The organism is Leminorella grimontii ATCC 33999 = DSM 5078 (assembly GCF_000439085.1).
In the GTDB taxonomy this organism is placed as follows: Bacteria; Pseudomonadota; Gammaproteobacteria; order Enterobacterales; family Enterobacteriaceae; genus Leminorella; species Leminorella grimontii.
Genome location: NZ_AUUA01000003.1, coordinates 335,839 through 357,189 on the forward strand (window position 1 = coordinate 335,839; position 21,351 = coordinate 357,189).

The window sequence follows — 21,351 nt, forward strand, 5'->3', positions numbered from 1 at the left end:
GGACATCAATCTTCGATAAACTAAATCATTTCAACAAAACAACTTATTTAATATAAATAAGGAAATAAATAAAACCCATTAGATCAACAAAAATACAACAAATAAACGCTTTGGATTTTAATGAAAATAAAACCGATAGGTTATTTATCAGCTATCCGTACAATTATTGTTTTAAACAAAATAAAACCTTTACGCACGGACAAAAAAAGGCCCCTGAAATCAGGGGCCTTATTCAATGTCTTATAGAACAGGATCAGGCTGCGGCCGGTTCCCCTTTAGGAGGATCGAAGGCCGTCAGCGGCAGCGCCGGGCCGGTATACTTCTCGATAGAAACCAGCGCGGTGTTGCCAGAGCAGCCGTTGGCCAGCTGAGAGGACGGGATATCGTCGGTCAGCACGTTTGCGCCGCCGTTCTTACAAATCCCGGTCGCCGGGTCCAGATCCGGCCATCCGCCTTCGTGAATGCAGACGACGCCCTGCTTGATGCCGTCGGTAACTACTGCGCCCACCAGCACCTGGCCGCGCTCGTTATACGCGCGCACCAGGTCGCCGTTAGCGATACCGCGCGCCTTGGCGTCTTCCGGGTGGATCGTAATCGGCTCACGATCGGCCACGGCGTATAGCTCACGCAGCTTGGCGTAGTTAAGCTGGCTGTGCAGACGGTGAGCCGCGTGCGCGGTCAGCAGCTGCAGTTGCCCTTCCTTCGCCGATCCTTTCCACTCTTTAGGCTCAAGCCAAGTCGGATGCGCAGGGCAGTCCTTATAGCCGAAGCCTTCGATGGTCTTGGAGTAGATTTCAATCTTGCCGCTCGGCGTGCCCAGCGGGTTCATTACCGGATCGGCTCGGAACTCGGCGTAGCGCACGAATTTATCGTTCTTGTCGCTCTTACGCATTTCAATCAGCTTGTTTTCCTGCCAGAACTGATTGAACATCGGCATCGCCACGCGCTGCGCGCGCGCGCCTTTCTGCGCCGCGTCATAGAACTCTTTCAGCCAGTCCATCTCCTCTTTGCCTTCGGTATACACCTTACGGCCGCCCGGCTTAAGCAGTTCGGACATGTCGGCAAACACGTCAAAGTCGTTGCGCGATTCATACATTGGAGGAACGACCTGCTTCATCGGCACCAGGTGCTGATTGCTGTAGTCGCCGGTCATGGTCAGGTCGTTACGCTCAAACGAGGTAGTGATGGGCAGCACGATGTCCGCATGCTTGGCCGCCGCCGTCCAGTAGCATTCGGAAATGACGATCATCTCCGGCTTTTGCCAGGCCTTGATCAGGCGGTTGGTGTCCTGATGGTGGGTAAAGTTCGCACCGCCGGCCCACCAAATCATCTTGATGTCGGGGAAGGTGATTTCATGGCCGTTGTGCTGAATTTTAGAACCCGGCTTTTCCAACGCTTCGACGATGCGCGCCAGCGGGAAGCTGGCGACCGCTTCAGAAGCCGCCCAGTCGTTACCGGCGGAAGAGAGCCCGGAAACGGAGGACGAAATCGCCGGCAGAACGCCGCCGACGCGGGTCGGGTTGCCGCCGTTGGAGTAGTGGTAGGAGAAGCCGAAGCCGCCGCCTTCCGTACCAATCTGGCCAAGCATCGCCGCCAGCGTCACCAGCATCCAGTGCTTCTGCTCGCCGTACTGCTGGCGCTGAATGCCCCAGCCGGCCATGATCATGGTGCGGTTCTTGCTAAAAATATCCGCCAACAGTTCGAGCTGCTCGGCCGGCACGCCGCAGATCTCAGCCGCCCAGGCCGCCGTCTTCGGCGTCTTATCGGTTTTGCCTAACAGGTACTCTTCGAACTTGTCGTAACCGGTGGTGTACTTATCCAGAAACGCCTTGTCGTGCATCGACTTGGTGACCAGCGTGTGGGCAATGCCTAGCATCATCGCTACGTCGGTCCCCATGTTCGGCGCGATCCACTGCGCGTTGTCGCCGAAGAACTCAACGGTTTCCGAACGCATCGGATCGATGGCGATCACCTTCTTACCGGAACTCTTGAGCTGATTAAAGAACTCAATGCCCTGCTCGTCGGTGCTGGTCCACGCAATTTTCAGCGTGTTGAGCGGGTTTGCGCCCCACAGCACTACAACCTGAGAGTGATCCATAATCATCGGGTAGGTGGTCTGCTGCTCATAAACCTCAACGGAACCCACCACGTGCGGCATGATGACCTGCGCCGCGCCCGTGGAGTAGTCGCCCATGTGGCCTGAATAGCCGCCAGCCAGGCTCATATAGCGCTGAAGCAGCGTTTGCGCCTTGTGAAGCACGCCGCTGGAGCGCCAGCCGTAGGAACCGGCGAATACGGAAGAGGGGCCATACGCCTTACGGATGCGCATGTGCTGTTCGTGAATGAGCTTATAGGCTTCATCCCAAGAGACGCGGACAAACTCGTCGCTGCCGCGCTTGCCGTCCGGCGCGGTTGGGTTCGCCAGGAAGCCCTTGCGCACCATCGGATACTTCACGCGCGCTTTGGTATAAAGCTGATCGGCGGCGGTGGTTTGCAGGCTGTTCGGCACGGTCTTGGCCAACGCGCCTTTGGAAGAAACCACTTTTCCGTCCTTCACCTCAACGTACATCGCGCCCCAGCGGCCTGCGGTCAGTACGGTCCCCGCAGGGGCTTCGGCCCATGCGGGAAGTGGAATTGCTGAGGATATCGCCATAGCCCCAGCCGTGACTCCTGCACCTTTAATAAAACCTCGACGTGTTACGTTCATAGGTCGTCCTCTTTTTATTATTAAAAATTACTGCTTCATGTCCTTCGCGTTGTACTGGAAGTATCGGGTCAAAATGTCCAAATTCTGTGGCGTAATGTCCGTCCTGTCCCCCATGCCTTTGGCTACGGCAGGCCAGGCGTTGACGGTATAGTGTTTGGATGAAATCTTGGCGTGGCAGCCGGAGCAGTAAACGGTATCCAGGTTTTCCGCATAGCCCCACAGCGCCTTTCTGTCGGCCAATACCGGCTCGGTAATCGTCCCCGCCAGGCTGACCGGGCGCCACTCGTTGTCGTAGTCGTCCTTAACGTAGTCGCCCTGCACCTTCAGCGCCGCCTGCCCTGCTTCGCTTAAGCTTGCGAGGATCAGGCGCTGGCCTTTTTCCAGATAGATAACCTGCTCTGCGCCCTTCATTTGAGAGCCCGTCAGCTCGACTTCGCGCGTCGCACCCTCAGCCTTCGTCACCTTCAGCGCGGTAGCCGGATACACGGTCGCCAGGTCGCCCATTTTGACGGGCGTCGCCGGATAGACCACTTTAGCGTCGGCAGCGGTCTGCTTGGCGGCGCTCATCACTTCGTCCAGCGCCTTGTCGTCCATTTTGATTTCCGGCGGGAAGTGGGCGACGCCCTTATGGCAGTCGATGCAGGTCTGCTTCTCTTTAATGCCGAGGTTATGCATCTTCTGCGCGTCCTGACTTTGCGAAGCGAGATCCATGGCGTCAAAGGTGTGGCAGGAGCGGCAGGTGGCGGAGTCGTTCGCCTTTAGCTGGTCCCAAACGGTCTGGGCCATCGCCAGACGATGCTCTTCATAAAGCTCCGGCGTGTCGATTTTTTTACTGATGAACTGGTGGTAGACGTCTTTGCTGGCCTTCATCTTGGCGATGAAGAAGTCGAGAGGCTCTTGAGGAATATGACAGTCGGAACACTCCGCGCGAATGCCTTTCTGATTCTTGAAGTGGACGGAGCCCTGATACTCCTCGTACGGCGCCTGCATGGTGTGGCAGGAGAGGCAGAAGCTGGTTTCTGACGTTTTGTGCAGCATATAAGAACTGCCGCCAAATCCAAACGCACCAATCACAATTCCCAGAACAATGCCCCAAAAGAGCTTAGACTTCCTGATAGCCATAGTAAAAATAACCTTCTATGTTAATAATCAACGCTTTTCTAATAAGGCTTAGCGCCTCGTTATATATATAAATACACAGCCAGCTTTAGGAAATTACCCGGATATCGTTATATAAAAAAACACATAATGAATTATCCAAACGGCTAGTTTCCTTAATTACAGTTAGCGGCGTAACAATAATCACCATTAAAGTTCACCGCTTCATTTAAATATAAGATCACGATACTCCTATAGGGGTATCTTATCTTTTATTTCAGCGCCTGTCATAATTAACGTTATTTATTGTATTTTCATATTTTTTAATAAACCCGATCGTCAATTAAAATAAAATACAATAAATTCAATCAATTAATCAACTACCTCTTGGGTTCTATTTTTATACTTAGGTCTCAATAATTTAATCAAAAAAGACAAAACCAATCCTGATAAAATAAATCATCACGATTTAAAATCACATAAAAATATAAATAGCTAGCACCTTAACCCATAAAACTGGCAGAAACAACGCCTCAATGACTACCCAACCGGTCAACCAACGGCGAACAAGCAAAAGCGTAGGTTGTCATCGACTTTTATTTCCAAAGCGTGTACGAACCGACAAGCAGAAATCTATAAAATGATATATATCAATAATGAAAAAAAACCTAAAAATAAAAAATGCGTCCTCACAACCTCAAAAAAATACTTCGTACCGGTCGGCAGAATATCGTCATTGAAATCGTAACGGACGTTGTGAAGAGGGATATTTCCGTCTGCGTCCTAATCGTCCCCCACAGACTAAAAAGGCAAAACGGTCGGAAACGTTCTAATTCATACAGAACGCCAGACAGCAGATGACGGTGGTGACTGAGTAGTAACGACTAACTAACCGATTTGGGAAGATGCGCCAAAAACCAGGTGACCGCCAGCAGGTCCGCGCTGCCGCCGGGGCTCAGGTTTTTAGCAATGAAGGCGTCGTCCAGCGCGGCAAGCCGCGCTTTCGCCTGCGGGTGCGCCATGCCGCCGTCGTTTAGCAGCGCCCTCGCTTCGTTTCTGGCAAAGCGCAGCCCTTCAACGCCGCCGCGCGATACCAGGTTGGTGTCGTCGTTGTGCGCCATGAGCGTCAGCAGCGCCTGATGCAACGAACGTTCGCTGCTCCATCCTTGACGCAGGCTTTCACGATAGGCAGGAAGTCCGTAGTCCAGCGCAGTGGCAAAGCCCGATTCGGCCTCTCCCCGCGCGCCGGTGAAGCCGTAGCTCAGATAGAAGCGCTCCCCGGCCGTTCTGGCCTCTTTTACCGACGCCAGCTCTCGCATCACCATGCCTCGACAAACGTCCGCTACTTCTTGGCAAAGCGCTTGCGCCTCTATCGGTACGCCGCGAGCGAGCAGCCTGCCCGCCGCCGCGCACAAAAGGCCGAAGGCGAATACCGCCCCCTTGTGAGTGTTCACTCCGCCGGTCGCGCGATACATCGCCCTTTCGCAGGCCATGCCGGGCGCCCTTAAGGAAGGAAGCGCCTGCGCTGCGGGAACGTTCCCCTGCGCATAACCCAGATAAACGAACTCGGGCAGGCCGTCGGCCACCGCTCGGGCGCTGCGCGCGAACGAACGGCTATCCATATCGCGATGCGAGCCGCTATTTTGCCTGTCAACCAGCCCGGGCTTGGGCGTGAGTAGAACTTCTTCCATCATCGCGCGGTAGGAGAGACGCCCGAGCGCCTCTCCCCAGAGGGCCAGCATTTTGTCGCTTAAGGGAGCGCTGGCCTCCTCGGAAACATCACTCTTCAGCTTCGAGAGACTGCTTGAATTCATCAATGCTCCGGTGAATGGCGCTTAACAGTTCGCTGACGTCGTGGGCGCGGGAGCGCGCGCAGACGTGGGCTGGCTCATCACACACCAGGCAGCTGCGCGGAGAAAGGCCGACCTCAGTACGCGAGATGGGCCGACCATCGGCGCCGATAACGTCGATATCCCACAGCCTTCCGAGCGGATGCGCCTCTTCAAGCCCGACGCACAACCGCTTAAGCGCCGTAGCATCCATATTCACGCTATAGATGGCCTCCGCTCCGGTGACGAGAAAATCACACCGCCGCAGGTTGGGAGATATGCTCAGCGCGTCAAGGACGTCGTCCAGTGACCGCGTCGCCTGCTCCATTGCGTAGCGAGACGCCTCGGTATCTTTCACTTCACCGGGCCAAACCAGCGTTATTGAAACCACGGGCGCGCCAAAGCGCGACAGCGTCTCCTTTTGTCTCTCGGCCCGCTTCTCGCGGCAGTCCAACACGTCTTCCAGAGTTACCTTTCGTTCCGTCATTACTTAGCCTCGTTGATTAACCTGTTGATTAAGCAAGAAGTCAAACGTCGCCTGCGGCACCAGTCGCGCCACGGCGTCCATATTGCCTTCGTCCAGCAGTTTTCTTACCCTCGAAGCGGACACCGGCGCACCGTCAACCTCTACGCGCGGCAGTTCCACTACCCGAACGTCGGGCGAGAATGATTCTACCTGAGAAAGCCAGTATTCCATATCACGGTTGTATTTGGCCGTTACGGGATCAAAAGGTTCAGTGCCGACAAACCGCACGTTGATGCCCAACGCGGGCGCTATCGACTGGCGAAACAGCAGCAGGTCCAGCGCGGTGGCGCACTCGTCCACCAGCCCCTGCTCTTTAAGAAAATAGGAGGGAAAGGTGGCTTTGGAAATGGTGTAATCGGAGCCGGGGTGGAGGGTTATCCGCTCAAGCCCTTGAATGCCGGCGCGGATAAGCCTGAGGCGATCGGCGTAGGCAAAGCGCGAGGCGTCCTGCTTTACCACAAACAGATGCAGCCAGTCGCAGCGTTCCAGCGCGCGCGACACCAGATAGAGGTGCCCCAGCGTAAAGGGATTCGCGTTCATCACGATGCTGCCGATGATTTTACCCGGTCGGCGAAGTTTGGCCAGTTCGTCGCAGTAGTTTGCAAGCCCGCAGGGATCGCTTTCCATCAGCGTGACTCGTTCGGGGACGGTGGCCAGCGTCGTAAACCCTGCGCCTTCGAACAGCGGCGCGTTGTCGGGCTTGGTGTAGAGAAACAGGCGATCGACGCCCTGGCGATAGGCCAGGTTCATCGCCTCGGTTAAGAGCCGAAGGCTGAGCGCCCCGCCGCGATGGCATTGGTCGATCGCCACGCACTTGATGACGTTGCCGTCAAGCCCGGCGCAGCCCACGAGTTTGCCTTGGAAGCGCGCTTCAATAAACTGAGAGAGTCCGGCTTCCAGCCGTAGGCCATTGGCGTTGAGCAGTAGTTCGAGTTCTTTGAGGGCTATGGGCGACGGCTGGGAGAGAGGATTGAAATGGTATTGGTCGCTCATGGGGCCTCCGGGGGATCTATTCTAAATCGGCATTGGTGGATATTCCGACCGTAAATACAATGTGCCTATATAACCATTGTGTACGGTCGGAAGGGCGCTGGTATTAGCTTTGGGAGTGCGGCGGGCCTAGCCCTCCTACGGGCACTTCGTTGGCTTACGCCAAGTCGACCCCAACGGAGGCCTCTCCCGCCGTTTGACTCCGTAGGTCTTTAAAACTTATCCAGACCCTTTACTTGGTTGCTGGCTTATACACCACGTCGATAATCGTGCCGTCGCGGTATTCAACTACCGCGACCACGTCGTCGGTCAGGGCGATGGGTTCAGGGACGCCTGCGATGTCCTCGGCCAGGCGCTTCATCTCTTCGATGGTTTTCAGCGGTAACCCTCGCCCGCTCAGGCGTTCGATCAAATCCTGCCTAAGGGGGTTGACGGCGATGCCGTACTCGGTGACCAGCACGTCGACCGTTTCGCCCGGCGTGGTGATGGTGACGATTTCATCGCGCAGGATCGGCAGTCGGCCGCGGATCAGGTTGGCCGTGACGATGGTGAGCTTGGCGCCCGCCGCAGCGTCGCTGTGGCCGCCGGAGCCGCCCATGATGTAGCCGTTGGAGCCGGTGACCACGTTGACGTTAAAGCGGGTATCCATCTCGGTCGCGCCCAGCACTACGCAGTCCAGCTGGTTGACCACGCAGCCGGAGTTAAACGGGCTGGCGTACATGCCGGCGCTCACTTCCAAGTGGTTCGGGTTCTCTTTTAAAGAGCGCACCGCCTCCAGATCGAAGCCCTGCACGTCGATAAGCCGCTCAAATAGCCCCTCTTCCAGCATTGACACCAAATAGCCGGTAATGCCGCCCAGTGCGAAGCTGCCGACGATGGACCTTTCCCGCATGATTTTACGCAGGTAGTGCGCCACCGCCAGCGACGCGCCGCCCGCGCCGGTCTGGAACGAGAAGCCGTTTTTCAACAGCCCTGAGGCTTCAATCACCTTGGCCGCCAACGAGGCGATTTTTAGCTGTACCGGATCTTTCGTCACCTGCGTAGTGCCGGAAACAATGCCCTTCGGATCGCCAACCGATGGCAGCGTCACCACGTAGTCTACCCGAGTCTGAGGAATGGAAATCGCCTTCAGCGGATAGGGCACCAGCGTGTCGGTGACCGCCACTACGCGATCGGCGTACTCGGCGTCGGGGAAAGCGTAGCCCAGCGAGCCGCAGGCGGTTGGCCCTTCGGTGCCGTTGAGGTTGCCGTATTCGTCCGCCGTCGGCGCGGCAATAAACGCCACGTCAACGCGCAGATCGCCGCACTCGATGGCGCGGGCGCGCCCGCCGTGGCTTCTTAGCATCACCGGGTTGGCCAGAACGCCCTGCGATACCGCCGTCGCCACCGGGCCGGACATGTAGTCGGTATCAAGATAGACTACCGTACCGTTTCTAAAGTGCTCCACCATCGGCGCGTGCACCGGGAAGACCGAGCTCAGCGCTATCCGAAGCCCCTTGAGCCCGCGTCGGGCGGCAATTTCCAGCACCTGATTGACCAGGCTATCGCCGTTGCGAAAGTGGTGATGAAACGACAGCGTCATGCCGTCGGTAATGGGCAGCTCGTCAAACACCGCTTCAAGGCCGTCTCGAAGCTTGCGGCTTCCGGGAAGCTGGCGCTTGACCTTCGGCGCGTAGCGCTGCATCGCAGGCGTTTGAGCGAACGCCCCGGCGTAGGGCGCAAGCGTGCCGATGGCCGCGATAGCCTCGGGCAGCTCGCGATTGACCAGGTTCTTCATACCGTTTCCTCCAGCGAAAGATTGAGATAGGCCGCAAGCGCCAGCGTGCGCTCGGCGCGCAGTACGATCGGCGCATCGATCATTTTGCCGTCAAGGGCGATAACTCCGGCGCCCTGCTTCTTGGCCTGTTCCAGCGCGTCGACCACCCGCCGCGCCCAGTGGATATCCGCACTCGTTGGGCTGAAGGCCTGGTGAATGCCGTCTATCTGGCGCGGGTTGATAGCAAGCTTGCCCTTGAAGCCCAGCCGCCGGGCAAAGAGGGAGTCCTGCTCAAGGCCGCTTTCGTCCTGTGCGTCGGTAAACGGCGTGTCGATAGAGTCGATGCCGGCCGCGGCCGCTGCGTTAACGATGGTGGTTCTCGCCGACAGGATCTCTTCGCCGGTGCGAGAGCGCACCGCCCCCAGCGCGGCGGTGTAGTCCTCCGCGCCGAAGGAGATAGCCCACACGCGCGAGTCAGCGGTAGCGATGTCGTAGGCATAAATGACGCTCAGCGGAGTTTCCAACAGGGGAATAATCCTCACCGGCTTCTGCCCCGGCCGCTCGGCGCGCTCAATCAGCGCCACGACGTCTCGCAGCATGTCGACGTTGTCTATTTTCGGCAGCACCAGCGCGTCGGGTTCACAGGGAACGATAGCGGCGATGTCGCGGTCTCCGCCGCAGTCCAGCGGGTTGATGCGCACCGTTTTACGGCTGCTGCCGTAGTTCACCTTACGCAGCGCGTGGCTGACCAGCCGGCGGGCCGCGTCCTTTTCCTGCGGCGATACGGCGTCTTCCAGATCGAGGATCACCGCGTCAGCGCCGAAAACGCCGCCGTTTTGCAGCATGCCCGGATTGTTGCCCGGTAAGAAAAGAAGCGTTCTGAGCAGATCCATAATCAGCGTTCCCCCTGTTGCATATGTAACGCAGCTACGCCTGCGGCGCGCTCAATGGCGGTTTCCATGCGGGCGCGGACCGTGCAGTCCAGCGCGCCTTTGTCTACCGCTTTAATATAGATATCGGCGAAGCCTGCCTTTACCGCCTCTTCCGCCAGCGTGCGGCGAATAGCGTTGCCAAACTGGGCCTCAACGATGCTGGTCAGTTCAATCTGGACGCCAAAGCCCGGCGCTTTTTCTTCAACGGAAATCATGATGTCGTTGGACTCCAGCGTTCCCGCATGCCCTTTCTTGATTGTCATGGTGAAATCTCCCGTTCGGTTAGCTGATAACGCGCATCAGGATAGCGGCCAGTACGACAACGCAGGCGCCGCCCAGTCGGGTTGCGATTTGAGCGAAAGGCATCAGCTCCATGCGGTTGCCCGCAGACAGGATGGCGACGTCGCCGGTTCCGCCCAGGCCGCTGTGACAGCCGGTCACCATCGCCGCTTCAATCGGATACATGTTAAGGAAACGACCGATGAAGAAGCCGCTGGCGATCATTGCTAATACCGTAGCGGCAACGGTGGCGATGTAGGCCGGAGTAATAGCGGCCACCACTTCGTTCCACGGGGTATACAGCACGCCGACGCCGACCAGCAGGGCCCAGGTCAGGTTCTGCGCGACGAAACGATAAAGCTGATAAGCGCCCAGCTCCATTTGACGAGGCATAATGCCCAGCGTCTTCACCAGCGCGGCGGACAGGATCATGATGATCGGCGCAGGGATAGGAATGAAATGGTTGGCCAGCATGCCGAACAGGTAGAAGCAGCAGGCGATAATCAGGCCCGCGCCCATCAGGCCGAAGTCGATCGGCTGGTTTTCATTTTTGGCGCTAAGATCGATGTCGCCGGAGCGAACCAGCGTCCCGTTGCCGGTCAGGTGCGGCTTCTTCACGCCCAGATGGCGCAGGTATCCCGCAGACATAATGGCGAACAGGTTGCCCAGCATCGCCGCAGGCACCAGCATGCCGATGAACTTGTCCGGCGACTGGCTTAGGATTTCCGAGTAGGCCACCGACAGCGGCAGAATGCCCTCGCCGATGCCGCCGGACAGAATAGGAATGACCACGAAGAAGAACGAGTGGTAAGCGCCAAGGCCGGTCAGTGAACCGACGGCCACGCCGGCGATGCAGCTGGCGATCGTACCCACGACCAGCGGAACGAACATGCGCAGGAAACCCTGCACCAGCACGGCGCGCACCATACCGAGGATACTGCCCGAAACCAGACAGGCGATGTAGAAATAGAGGAAGTTTGAAGTCTTGGTAAACGACTTGATGGCCGCCACGGCGGCGGGGTTCAAGAAGTTATAAAACACCAGAATGGACGGAATGAAGATAGACAGAATGGCCGGTCCGCCGATGTCCTTAAGGATGGGCACCCGCATACCGATATCGCCCAGCAGCATGCCGATAACCATCATCACGGCGATGCCGCCCAGCATGTCGGCAGGCAGTTTTCCAAACACGGACGCCGCCAGTACGATGGCAGCGAGGATAAGATACAGAGGAAGCGGCAGTGGCCCTATTTTTATTTGCCAGAACTTGGGTTTTTCGGTTCCGGCGTTAATTTGAACGTCGCTTTGCATAGTCAGACTCCTTTGTTTAGTCGGAGCCATTCTGGTGCGAAGGCCGCATAGCCGTCTCTCATCTGAAACTTATCTAAGCATTATGAAACTTATGTAACCGGTTGATTTTAAAAATCAAATATGTGATACACTTCGCAAATTAGCGGCAAGTAAGCCGCAAAAGGCGCGATCGCTATCACGTAATAAAAACAAAATCGGCGCAACAACGTTACGCCGATCACACGGCTTAAGAACGCTAGCGAATCCGACGATAAAGCGTCACAGGCCTCCCCTGTCCTCGATAGGCGAGTTCGCTGTAAAGCTCCCCTATCTCAACCATATAGTCGAGATACTTCTTTAGCGATATGCGCGACAGCTTAACCACGGGCACCAGCTCCTGAACGTCAAACGGCTTGGGCTGCCCGCTGACGATAGTCTTAATGCGTGACAGAGTCTCCTGCTCGATGCCCTTCGGCGCCTTGTGGCTCCGGATCTCCTTGGCGAAGATCCGCCCGTCTATCGCCGCTTGGCTAAGCTCTGCTTCGTCGGCCAGCAGCTTGACCCGTTCGCGGTAGTTTACCAACGCAGACTGAAAGCGCTCAAAGACGAAGGGCTTAACGATATAGTCAATGGCGCCCAAGCGCAGAGCCGTCTGTATGTCGTCGCCGCCCCGAGCGGCGGTCACCATGATGACGTCCACGCTGGGATAGCGCGTTCTCACTTCCTTTAGCAGGCTAAGGCCGTCCAGCCCCGGCATAAATACGTCCAACAGCAGCAGCGAAACGCGGTGGTGTTCCATAAACGCCAGCGCGTCGGCGCCGCTGTTGATAACGCCCGCCAGCTCAAAGCCGTCAATCATCTTCAGGTAGCCTTTGTTCAGCTCCGCCACCATCGGATCGTCTTCTACCACCAGTACGTTAATCATCGCTACCTCCGTTAATCACCTGTGCCGGGATGCGGATAAAGAACGTCATGCCGCACCCTTCCCGGCTGGAAACGTCCATCGTGCCGTTAAGCTTGTCCAGCGCGGCGCTGGCTAAAAACAGCCCAATCCCCCTATTTTCGCCCTTGGTGGAAAAGCCGCGCTGAAAAAGCCGGGGGATCTGCTCGGCGGCCATGCCCGGCCCGCTGTCACTCACTTCAATATTCCATTCGTCGCCCCGCTGCGCCAAATGAAGGTTGACCTCTTTTGTCTCCGAGGCCTGCACGGCATCGAAGGCGTTATCCAACAGGTTTCCTAACAGCGTCACCAGCGCGTGGCTGACGCCTGCTCGCTGAATTTCCGGCAGGACATCGTCAATATCCAGCAGCAGGTCTACGCCCATCTCTTTAGCGCGGCTGAACTTGCCGGTCAGGAAGGCCGACAGGATGGGATCGCGGACCGCATCGTTAATAAACGCCTGCTCGCCCTGATTCTCGTTGATGATGTCGGACAGGTACTCTACCAGCGCCAGCCGATTGTCGCTGCGCGCCAGGCCGTTGATCACATGCAGCTTGTTGAGGAACTCGTGGGCGGAGGAGCGCAGCGCCTCAACGTAGCGGTTAACGCCGGTCAGCTCTTCCGCCAGCTTGCTGACTTCCGACATATCGCGGAACGTCGCAATCGCCCCCACCACTTCGCCGTTGACGTACAGCGGCACGCGGTTGGTCAGAATGGTGATGCCGTTGAGATCCTGCTCGCGATCGTACTCCGGCTCGCCGGAATTCAGTACGTCCGACAGGCGAGTATGCGGGATGCATTCGTCCACCTTCTCGCCAATCAGGTTTTGCACAATGCCCGCCATGCCTAAAATTCGCCTGGCTTCATTATTTACCACCGCCAGGCGGGCGTCGCGATCGATGGCGATAATGCCCTCCCGCACCGACGCCAGCACCGCGTTGCGCTCGCCCAGCTGGCGAGCGATTTCCAGCGGTTCCAGACCGAACAGGATTTTCTTGATGCTGTTGGACAGCACCACCGCCAGCACGATGCCGATAAGCAGCGCCAGCGTCAGCGCCGACATAATGGGCTGATTCACCCGTTCTACCGCCTGATCGATGCTGTAGGACATAATGCCTACCACCACCGCGCCCACCTGGCGCCCCTGATGGTCAAAGATAGGCTTGAAGGCCCGCTGGGAAAGCCCCAACGATCCTTTGGCGGAGGAGATATAGCTCTCGCCGTTGAGCACGCGCCCTTCATCGCCGCCCACCATCGGCTTGCCTATTTTAGCGGTATCGGGGTGAGAGACGCGGATAGCCTTCATATCGATAACGACGATAAACTCAACGCCGGTCACCTTCTGAATCGACTGCGAATAGTCCTGAATTTCCTGCCGGGCCTCGGGAGTCAGACGGGCCAGCCCCTCCGCCACCAGCGGCGATGAGGCAATAGCGTCCGCCACCATTTCCGCCTTGTCGCCCGCCTGATCGTGCAGACGATCGTCAATGTCTTTCGAAATCTGAACGTTCGCCGCCACCAGCGGCAATGCAAGCACCGCAACGACCAAAATAATAATTTGCACCCGCAGGGGCAGGCGTTTAAAAAAACTGAATGGCTTCATCTGGCTCTCGTTATTGTCCGCAAAACGATACCCACACCGTATCGAGAGAGACAACGGTATCAGTAAATGGAAAAACAATCTGTGAAGTGAACGCACAACTTCTTTTCACTAAATATTGAGAGATAGCGTACCTGCGCATCCGCCAAAAACCCACTTAGGTTGTTAAACCACTCATTGTTGACTTTAGCTCGTCGTTAAGCGCCGTTTTTATCATGAACTAGCATTAATTAGCATCATCGACAATTTTTTTATCGTTATCCTCCCCCTTATCCTCAATAAATATAAAACACATAAAATCAAACAATTAATAAAATAACATTAGCTTCCTTAGGCCTTAAACCTGACGCAAAATCCTTCTTCACGACAAAAATAACAACCAAAAGAAAATAATTTCACAACTTTAAGTTGACGCAATCTGATTATTGAATATAGTGACATCCATAACGTCGAATTATTGCGTCCGCAACGACCCGCCACCAAGGCAAGCTTTGCGACCACGAATTAAATGAATTGCTCTGCTATCGCTTAACGCCCTGCAACCGCAGGGCTTTTTTTTTGGCCTTTATTTTTTCGCTTCCTGGCTGAGGGAAGCGGAAATGTAGCGCTCGACCATCAGCAAAACGTTATTAATCAAAAACATTAAAAAGGGAGAAACATATGAAATATCCATTTGAAAATCTGGTGTTTGAAGGCGGCGGCGTAAAGGGCATCGCCTACGTTGGCGCGCTTGAGGTACTGGAAGAAGAGGGAATTCTGGACAACGTCAAAAACGTGGCCGGCTCGTCGGTCGGCGCCATCGCCGCCGTTCTGGTCGGCCTGGGCTATAAGAACGCACGGTTAAAAACCATCCTGACCGAAATGGACTTCATGGACTTTTTCGATCTGGGTTCGCTGACCGAACAGCCTAACCTCTTTCAGCGCCTGTTCAGCCAATACGGCCTGGCGAAAGGCGACGCCTTCTGCCGCTGGTTAGAGGATCGCTTTTGGGAAATCGGCTTTAAGAAGGACCTGACGTTTGGAATATTGGATGACATTATCACTCATGGCCATTATGACCATCTCGACAGGCACTGCCGCCGCATTTATCTGACGGGAACCAACCTGAACACCGGCGTATCGGAAATCTATTCCCATGAAACGACGCCGGATATGCGCATTATCGACGCGGTGCGCATCTCTATGTCGTACCCCCTAGCCTTCGTCGCCAAACCTAACGGTGATGGCGATCTCTGCGTCGACGGCGGCGTGCTGTGCAACTACCCGGTACGCGTCTTTGATTACGATCTGACGCTTGAACCCTATGAACGTTACATAGAGACAAGCACTAACAAAGCGACGCTGGGGATCCGCCTAAGTCCGGGAGATATCTATTACGAGCCTGAGATTAAAAAGCAGCCCATCAACAACCTGTTTGACTATGCGGCGGCCATTGTAAACAGCTACCTCAGCTTTCAGGACAACGTCCATCTGGAAGGCGACGACTGGGCGCGAACCGCGCACGTTGACTCTTTGGGCATTGAAACTCTGCAGTTCGATATCACCACCGAACAGAAAGAGGCGCTGATCGCCTCCGGCCGTAAAGGAGTGCAGACCTATCTGGACTGGTTTCGCAACGCCTAAGCGCTGACGGCGCTTCAAGCTTCATTTCATTATTGGCCGCATCGAGGCCACGTTTTTCGCCTCTCCCCAGAGGCAGAGCGTCACCGCTCATCAACACCCTGATCGTTCGGGGCTTTTGGTCTTTCAACTTTCCAGCGCCTTAATCAAAGGACGCTGGCGTTTGTCGTCTTTCTTTCAGGAAAGCGATATTAATCAGCAAATTACTTAGGAGAACACCATGACTTACCCATTTAAAAATTTGGTATTTGAAGGCGGCGGTATGAAGGGCATCTGCTACGTTGGCGCCGTCGACGTACTGACCCAAAAAGGCATCATGGACAACATAGAGAAGGTGGGCGGCTCCTCTGCCGGCGCTATTGCATCCACTCTGGTTGGCCTGGGCTACACCAACACGCAGCTGAACAAAATCCTGTATGAAATCGACTTTATGAGCTTCCTCGACATCGGCTCGTCTGCCGGAGAACTCGACCTGTTTTCGCGCCTGTTTAGCCAATACGGTCTGGCAAAAGGGGATACTTTCCTTAAGTGGATAGAAAATCTCATCGTTGAAGCCGGCTTCCATAAGGATCTGACCTTTAAAGAGCTTCACGATGCGGTACAGAGCGGAGCGGGTAAGGCAAAAAACAGGAAGTATCGCGATGTGTACCTGACCGGCGCCAATCCGTCAACGCGGCAAACTGAGATCTATTCCCATGAGACGACGCCAGCCATGCGCGTAGCCGACGCGGCGCGGATCTCGCTGTCCATTCCGTTTATCCTTATCGCGAAGCCTAATCTGGATGGCGATCTCTGCGTCGACGGCGGCATGCTGTGCAACTATCCTATCCGGATGTTCGATTTCGATCTGGCGGCGAAGCCTTACACCAACCGCCCTGGCCAACGTGTGAATAGCGAAACGCTGGGCTTTCGCCTAAGCGAAGGAACAATTAACACGCTGCCCACCCCAGGAAAGCGTAAGGTCGACAGCGTGCTTGACTACCTGATTGCGCTGTTAAACTGCTACAACGCCTTCCAAAGCAGCATTCACCTCAACGGCGACGACTGGGCGCGGACGGTGCACATTGACTGTAAGGGGGTCAGCACCATGTACTACAACATGAAGGACGATGTGAAAAAAATGCTGGAAGAATCCGGGCGTGAGGGCGCATTGGCCTATTTTGAATGGTACGACCGCGAGCATGATAAACGGTAACTATATCAATAAAATAGCGTAGACGCATCCGGCCGGGCTCTTTAACCCGGTCGGATTTTTACGATGCATTCAGCTTATTTACCGTAAGAAAATTGGAACATATTGCGCTCATAAAAATAAACGCATTGCCTTATATCTCAAGGTATTATCATTGAGGGTATAACGGTAATTCCAATAACAATATAACAGTCACAAATAAAAACTATTCTTAATAGAATCTTTAGCGGAAAATTAATGCCGTATAAAATCAAACCAAGAACGTTTTTTAAACATAAAATAAAGAATGACTATTTATCGTTAGCCCCATTGTTTAATTGTAACCTTATACGACGATAGACCGTCTCTTCACTGACTTTAAGGTGATAGCTTATTTTTCTCACGCTCCACCTCTCGCCTATCAGCGTATCTATCTGCTCGCTAATATCCGGATAGTTTGCATGATAGTAGTAGCGATGCTGAAAAGTGCGGCGACAGTCTTTACATAGATAACGCTGCAGGCCGGAATTCCCCAGCCCGTGCTTTCTAACAGCCTGATTGGTATTGCAAAATGGGCATTCCGGCTGCCTCATTTGGCGAATTTTTCGTTTATCAAAAAACGAGGTCGAGCCTTCTGACATAGTCCTTCTCCCAGTTCAACGTATATCTAACGCCAGCGGCGAACGGCATACTTCCCTATAATGCATTATTTAATCAAATACCTAACGGTACTGATTTCCTAATTTGCATCCATTAAACGAAAAAGTGGGCAATAAAAAAATATCGCCATCAATCACTTCACATCACCTTTCCCATAGGGAACCCGATCTCTGATGAAAAAGAGCATCTTCAATAAACTTAACTTTAAAAAACAAATGCATTAACGTGTTGTTTATAAAACAACCGAAACATGAAAAAATCAAATGTGTATTTTTAAAGTATATTAAAAACAACGCAATCACACAACAAAAACATAATTTTTAAACAAATCAATAAAATATATAAACATGGCGTATAAAAACATTAAAAATGTAATTTAGGCATAAAAATAAAGTAACAAAACGAAGAGATTATAAACAAAATTAAGATAACAAAAGATTACAAATAATTCAGGGTGTAATAAGTTGAAAAAATAATAAAAACCGTAGGTTAAGATATAAAAAATCGAGAATAGCAAAGAAGTAAATTGCAAACGGCAAATATATGGGTAAGAACGGTACGCTTTGCCTAAGGAAAAGCCATCACTGAGCCAATGAGCCTTCTGGCATACGGATGACTTACCGACGCTATTTCGTCAACGTCGCACCGCTCGACGATCTCCCCTTCGCGAAAAAACAGCGCTCGATTACACAGATAGGCAACGGCCTGAACGTCGTGGGTGATAAAAAGGTAGGAGAGGTTAAATCTGGACCTTAGCTCGGCCAACAGGTCCAAAATTTGCACTTGAGAAGAGACGTCCAACGAACTTATCGCCTCGTCTAAAACCAGCAGCCTGGGATTGTTCGCGATTGCACGACCGATGCACACCCGCTGCGCCTGACCGCCGGAAAGCTGATGAACGTAGCGCTCGCAAAGCGAGTCCGGCAGCCCCACCAGCGACAGCAGTTCGCTTACCCGCTGCGCTAGCGCCCCTTTGCCGCTACGCTCCTGAAGCAAAAGCGGTTCCGACAGCGCCTGAAAAACCGTCATCACCGGGTTAATGGAAGAGGCATAGTCCTGAAAAACGGCGCTGATTCGATTTTTTCGGTATTTATCAAACAACACGGGGCGCTCGTCCAGCAGGATTTGGCCGCTGTCCGGCGCTTCCAGCCCACAGATAAGCCTGGCCAGCGTACTTTTCCCCCCGCCGCTTTCGCCAATCAACCCGACGCACTCCCCTTCTTCTATCGTGAAGGAGACGCTGCGAATAACGCTGCGCCTTTGGCGCGAAAAGAGGCGATTGCCCTCGCGCGGATAGGACTTTTCAACGCCGTCTACCTTAAGAAGCATCGGCCACTCTCCCCAACAGTCGGTTAAGCGGTCGGCTTAGGCGTCGACGCGTTTCTATCAGGCTTCGGGTATAGTCGTGAGACGGCGACGCAAACAGCCGCGCCGTTTCCCCTTGCTCGACGACGCGCCCCTCCTTCATCACCACGACGCGCTGGGCCAGCTCGCGCACCAGCGCCAGATCGTGGGAAACAAAAATCATGGCGGACCTGCTTTCAGTTCGCAGGCGAATGAACTGCTGGATAACGTCGTACTGGGTAATGCCGTCAAGGGAGGTTGTCGGCTCGTCGGCAACGATAAGCCTGGGTTCGCACGCCAGCGTCAGCGCAATCATGACCCGCTGCAGCATGCCGCCGGAAAGCTGATGCGGGTACTTTTTCAAGACGGCGTCGGGATCGCGAAGCTGAAGCTTGCCGAGCATTTCCCTCATTAGGGCAAGCCTCACGCCGCCGTTCTTGATGCCCCGCTGTGAGAGCGTTTCTTCAAACTGATTTCCCACCGTATACAGCGGATCGAAGGCGCTCGCGGCGTCCTGTACGATAAGGCCGATTTCGCTTCCCCGCAGGTCTCTCCACTCGGATTCTCTCAGCAAAAGCAGGCTGCGCCCGTTAAAGGTTACCTCTCCCTCGGCGCGCAGCCCGGGCGGCAGCAGGCCGAGCAGGCTTTTACACAGCAGCGTCTTTCCGCTGCCGCTTTCGCCGACGATGGCCGTACAGCCGTGGGCAGCAAGCGTCAGCCCGACGTCGTTCACCAAACGACGCCCGCTTTGGCTCTCCGTCACGGACAGCGACGCAACGTGAAGCAAAGGTTCCGTCCCCATACCGCTACTCCTCATTCCTGATGTGATAGACCGGATCGAAGACGTCGCGCAGGAAGTCGCCGACGACGTTAAACGCCGCGACCGTTATCGCAATGGCCAAGCCCGCCGGCAGCATCTGTTCGGGGTGCGTTAACATCACGCCCTTCGCCTCGCTCAGCATGTTTCCCCACTCCGGCAGCGGCGGCTGAGCGCCAAGGCCGAGAAACGAAAGCGCCGAAAGCAGCAGCACCACGCTGCCGATGTCCGACGAGGCGAGTATGGCGACGTCTGCTGCGGCGACCGGCAGCAGGTGCCTGCGCATCACGTGGCCCGCAGGAGCGGCAATAACCCGTGCGAAGCTCACGTAGTTTTTATGACCGTGCTGAAGCACTACGCCGCGGATCGTGCGCGCGTACCACGCCCACTTCACCAGCACGACGGCAAGCAGGACGTTGTTCATCCCCGGTCCCATCACGCCCACCAGCGCAAAAATCATCACTTCGCCGGGAAACGACAGCACGACGTCGCAGGCACGCATCAGAACGCCGTCTACCCGCCCCTGAAAATAACCGGCGGTCAGGCCGAGCGCGCCGCCGAGAAAAATAGTGAACGCCATGGCGAGCAGCGAGTAAAACACGGTGGTGCGAATGCCGAACAGCAGGCGAGAAAACAGGCAGCGGCCCAAATTATCGGTTCCCAGCGGATACGTCAGGCTCATGGCCTGATACTTATTGCGAATAGAGGTCAGCGTCGGATCGTGCGGCGCCAGCGCGGGGGCTAAAACGCCGACGACAACGATAAGAGCCAGCAGCAGCAGGCACAGCATCGCCAAACGATCGTTTTTAAGCTTGCGCCAGAAAAGGTGAGTCATCGTCCCCTTCTCCCCAAAAGCCTTGGGTCCAGCTTGATTTGCAGCACGTCGACCAGAAAGTTGAACAGCAGGAACAGCGCCGCCATAAGCAGCACGTAGGCCTGAATAACGGGGTAATCGCGGTTAAAAATGGCTGTGACGCACAGCCGCCCTATTCCCGGCCAGGCAAAGACGTTCTCAATCACCACCGTTCCGGCAATCAGCTTGGGAATACTCATACCGATAGCCGTCAGCGACGAATGCAGCGAATTGACCAGCACGTGCTTAAACACGATAACGCGAGGAGAAAGCCCCCGCGCTCTGGCGTAAAGCGCATAGTTCTGATGCAGGTTGCCCACCATGCCGCCGCGGATCAGGCGAAAGTAGGTGCCGATATAGCCCAGCGTCAGGGTGAGCGCGGGTAGAACGACCGACTTCGCTTCCGACATGCCGCCAACGGGAAACCAGTCCATTTTTACCGACAGCCACCAGATAAGCAGCAACCCTATCCAATAGTTAGGCACGGCCACCGCCAAAAATACCAGGCTGCGCACGGCCTTATCCAACCAGGAACCTTCGGCCAGCGCGCAGCCGACGCCCAAAGCCAGCGACAGCGTCACGATCATCAGCAGAGCGACGCCAGCCAGCCACAGCGTTGCCGGGAGCGCATTGAGAAACTCGCGCAGCACCGGCGTTCGGGTGACGAACGAAGTGCCAAAATCCAGGTGCAGCGCGTTCCACAGCCAGCTCAAATAGCGCAGCAGGAAGGGTTTATCCAACCCGAGCTCGTGGCGCATAAGTGCGATGGCCTGGTCGGTCGGCACCACCGCATTAACCCGCAGCGCCACTTCCGCCGGATCTGACGGCGCAAGGCTCATTAACACGAAGGCTAAAAACGAAATCATGACGGCCAGTGGAACCGTCATGACAAGCCGCCTTATCAGATAGAATCGCATCGGATCGCCGTGCCTCTCCGCT

General features: G+C 55.2%; 18 protein-coding genes. 2 read left to right on the plus strand and 16 right to left on the minus strand.

Translation table 11 applies throughout. From position 1 onward, the window contains the following. Positions 1 to 253 precede the first annotated feature (253 nt). From G544_RS0108445 to dcuS, 11 genes are all read right to left on the minus strand, one after another. Positions 254 to 2,707 carry a trimethylamine-N-oxide reductase 2 gene (locus tag G544_RS0108445; protein ID WP_027274191.1) on the minus strand — a complete coding sequence of 818 codons (2,454 nt, stop codon included), beginning with the start codon at positions 2,705 to 2,707 and terminating at the stop codon, positions 254 to 256. Between the two features lie 27 nt (positions 2,708 to 2,734). Beyond that, positions 2,735 to 3,829 (minus strand): NapC/NirT family cytochrome c, encoded by a 1,095-nt coding sequence (locus G544_RS0108450; protein WP_027274192.1) that lies wholly within the window; start codon positions 3,827 to 3,829, stop codon positions 2,735 to 2,737. Positions 3,830 to 4,689: 860 nt separating this feature from the next. Then, complete coding sequence (gene citG, locus G544_RS0108455; RefSeq protein WP_245614557.1) at positions 4,690 to 5,619, minus strand: triphosphoribosyl-dephospho-CoA synthase CitG; 930 nt, start codon at positions 5,617 to 5,619, stop codon at positions 4,690 to 4,692. Further along, positions 5,585 to 6,121, minus strand: a complete 537-nt coding sequence (gene citX / locus G544_RS0108460) for a citrate lyase holo-[acyl-carrier protein] synthase (protein ID WP_027274194.1) — start codon at positions 6,119 to 6,121, stop codon at positions 5,585 to 5,587. The genes citG and citX overlap by 35 nt, the downstream gene beginning before the upstream one ends. A gap of 3 nt (positions 6,122 to 6,124) precedes the next feature. Beyond that, positions 6,125 to 7,153: a [citrate (pro-3S)-lyase] ligase gene (gene citC / locus G544_RS20250; protein ID WP_036023618.1), complete on the minus strand. Its 1,029-nt coding sequence runs from the start codon at positions 7,151 to 7,153 to the stop codon at positions 6,125 to 6,127. Positions 7,154 to 7,382: 229 nt separating this feature from the next. After that, positions 7,383 to 8,927, minus strand: coding sequence for a citrate lyase subunit alpha (gene citF, locus G544_RS0108470; RefSeq protein WP_027274195.1), 1,545 nt, complete (start codon positions 8,925 to 8,927; stop codon positions 7,383 to 7,385). Continuing rightward, complete coding sequence (locus G544_RS0108475; RefSeq protein WP_027274196.1) at positions 8,924 to 9,799, minus strand: HpcH/HpaI aldolase/citrate lyase family protein; 876 nt, start codon at positions 9,797 to 9,799, stop codon at positions 8,924 to 8,926. The genes citF and G544_RS0108475 overlap by 4 nt, the downstream gene beginning before the upstream one ends. A gap of 2 nt (positions 9,800 to 9,801) precedes the next feature. After that, positions 9,802 to 10,101 (minus strand): citrate lyase acyl carrier protein, encoded by a 300-nt coding sequence (citD, locus tag G544_RS0108480; protein ID WP_027274197.1) that lies wholly within the window; start codon positions 10,099 to 10,101, stop codon positions 9,802 to 9,804. A 19-nt stretch (positions 10,102 to 10,120) separates the two neighbouring features. Further along, positions 10,121 to 11,428, minus strand: a complete 1,308-nt coding sequence (locus G544_RS0108485; protein ID WP_211218898.1) for a 2-hydroxycarboxylate transporter family protein — start codon at positions 11,426 to 11,428, stop codon at positions 10,121 to 10,123. Between the two features lie 235 nt (positions 11,429 to 11,663). Beyond that, the gene (locus G544_RS0108490) at positions 11,664 to 12,332 is read right to left on the minus strand and encodes a response regulator (protein WP_027274199.1); all 669 of its coding nucleotides are present in this window, start codon (positions 12,330 to 12,332) and stop codon (positions 11,664 to 11,666) included. Then, a complete protein-coding gene (dcuS, locus tag G544_RS0108495; RefSeq protein ID WP_027274200.1) occupies positions 12,325 to 13,950 on the minus strand; it encodes a DcuS/MalK family sensor histidine kinase in 1,626 nt (541 codons plus the stop codon). The genes G544_RS0108490 and dcuS overlap by 8 nt, the downstream gene beginning before the upstream one ends. 657 nt (positions 13,951 to 14,607) lie before the next feature. Here dcuS and G544_RS0108505 point away from each other — a divergent pair. Next, complete coding sequence (locus G544_RS0108505) at positions 14,608 to 15,570, plus strand: patatin-like phospholipase family protein (RefSeq protein ID WP_027274201.1); 963 nt, start codon at positions 14,608 to 14,610, stop codon at positions 15,568 to 15,570. Positions 15,571 to 15,787: 217 nt separating this feature from the next. Beyond that, a complete protein-coding gene (locus G544_RS0108510; RefSeq protein WP_027274202.1) occupies positions 15,788 to 16,762 on the plus strand; it encodes a patatin-like phospholipase family protein in 975 nt (324 codons plus the stop codon). 287 nt (positions 16,763 to 17,049) lie between these two features. Here G544_RS0108510 and G544_RS0108515 read toward each other — a convergent pair whose 3' ends face one another. The 5 genes from G544_RS0108515 to opp1B form a co-directional block, all read right to left on the minus strand. Further along, positions 17,050 to 17,379 carry a transposase-like zinc-binding domain-containing protein gene (locus tag G544_RS0108515; protein ID WP_051155649.1) on the minus strand — a complete coding sequence of 110 codons (330 nt, stop codon included), beginning with the start codon at positions 17,377 to 17,379 and terminating at the stop codon, positions 17,050 to 17,052. A 586-nt stretch (positions 17,380 to 17,965) separates the two neighbouring features. Then, positions 17,966 to 18,727 carry an ABC transporter ATP-binding protein gene (locus G544_RS0108520; RefSeq protein ID WP_027274204.1) on the minus strand — a complete coding sequence of 254 codons (762 nt, stop codon included), beginning with the start codon at positions 18,725 to 18,727 and terminating at the stop codon, positions 17,966 to 17,968. Then, positions 18,717 to 19,544, minus strand: coding sequence for an ABC transporter ATP-binding protein (locus G544_RS0108525; RefSeq protein ID WP_027274205.1), 828 nt, complete (start codon positions 19,542 to 19,544; stop codon positions 18,717 to 18,719). The genes G544_RS0108520 and G544_RS0108525 overlap by 11 nt, the downstream gene beginning before the upstream one ends. Positions 19,545 to 19,548: 4 nt before the next feature. Continuing rightward, complete coding sequence (opp1C, locus tag G544_RS0108530) at positions 19,549 to 20,394, minus strand: nickel/cobalt ABC transporter permease (protein ID WP_027274206.1); 846 nt, start codon at positions 20,392 to 20,394, stop codon at positions 19,549 to 19,551. Continuing rightward, positions 20,391 to 21,329, minus strand: a complete 939-nt coding sequence (gene opp1B, locus G544_RS0108535; RefSeq protein ID WP_027274207.1) for a nickel/cobalt ABC transporter permease — start codon at positions 21,327 to 21,329, stop codon at positions 20,391 to 20,393. The genes opp1C and opp1B overlap by 4 nt, the downstream gene beginning before the upstream one ends. Positions 21,330 to 21,351 lie beyond the last annotated feature (22 nt).

Bases quoted from the DNA above. Each gene is read 5' to 3' on its own strand.
- G544_RS0108445 (WP_027274191.1), bottom strand. From the start codon at position 2,707: ATGAACGTAACACGTCGAGGTTTTATTAAAGGTGCAGGAGTCACGGCT.
- G544_RS0108450 (WP_027274192.1), bottom strand. From the start codon at position 3,829: ATGGCTATCAGGAAGTCTAAGCTCTTTTGGGGCATTGTTCTGGGAATT.
- citG (WP_245614557.1), bottom strand. From the start codon at position 5,619: ATGAATTCAAGCAGTCTCTCGAAGCTGAAGAGTGATGTTTCCGAGGAG.
- citX (WP_027274194.1), bottom strand. From the start codon at position 6,121: ATGACGGAACGAAAGGTAACTCTGGAAGACGTGTTGGACTGCCGCGAG.
- citC (WP_036023618.1), bottom strand. From the start codon at position 7,153: ATGAGCGACCAATACCATTTCAATCCTCTCTCCCAGCCGTCGCCCATA.
- citF (WP_027274195.1), bottom strand. From the start codon at position 8,927: ATGAAGAACCTGGTCAATCGCGAGCTGCCCGAGGCTATCGCGGCCATC.
- G544_RS0108475 (WP_027274196.1), bottom strand. From the start codon at position 9,799: ATGGATCTGCTCAGAACGCTTCTTTTCTTACCGGGCAACAATCCGGGC.
- citD (WP_027274197.1), bottom strand. From the start codon at position 10,101: ATGACAATCAAGAAAGGGCATGCGGGAACGCTGGAGTCCAACGACATC.
- G544_RS0108485 (WP_211218898.1), bottom strand. From the start codon at position 11,428: ATGCAAAGCGACGTTCAAATTAACGCCGGAACCGAAAAACCCAAGTTC.
- G544_RS0108490 (WP_027274199.1), bottom strand. From the start codon at position 12,332: ATGATTAACGTACTGGTGGTAGAAGACGATCCGATGGTGGCGGAGCTG.
- dcuS (WP_027274200.1), bottom strand. From the start codon at position 13,950: ATGAAGCCATTCAGTTTTTTTAAACGCCTGCCCCTGCGGGTGCAAATT.
- G544_RS0108505 (WP_027274201.1), top strand. From the start codon at position 14,608: ATGAAATATCCATTTGAAAATCTGGTGTTTGAAGGCGGCGGCGTAAAG.
- G544_RS0108510 (WP_027274202.1), top strand. From the start codon at position 15,788: ATGACTTACCCATTTAAAAATTTGGTATTTGAAGGCGGCGGTATGAAG.
- G544_RS0108515 (WP_051155649.1), bottom strand. From the start codon at position 17,379: ATGTCAGAAGGCTCGACCTCGTTTTTTGATAAACGAAAAATTCGCCAA.
- G544_RS0108520 (WP_027274204.1), bottom strand. From the start codon at position 18,727: ATGCTTCTTAAGGTAGACGGCGTTGAAAAGTCCTATCCGCGCGAGGGC.
- G544_RS0108525 (WP_027274205.1), bottom strand. From the start codon at position 19,544: ATGGGGACGGAACCTTTGCTTCACGTTGCGTCGCTGTCCGTGACGGAG.
- opp1C (WP_027274206.1), bottom strand. From the start codon at position 20,394: ATGACTCACCTTTTCTGGCGCAAGCTTAAAAACGATCGTTTGGCGATG.
- opp1B (WP_027274207.1), bottom strand. From the start codon at position 21,329: ATGCGATTCTATCTGATAAGGCGGCTTGTCATGACGGTTCCACTGGCC.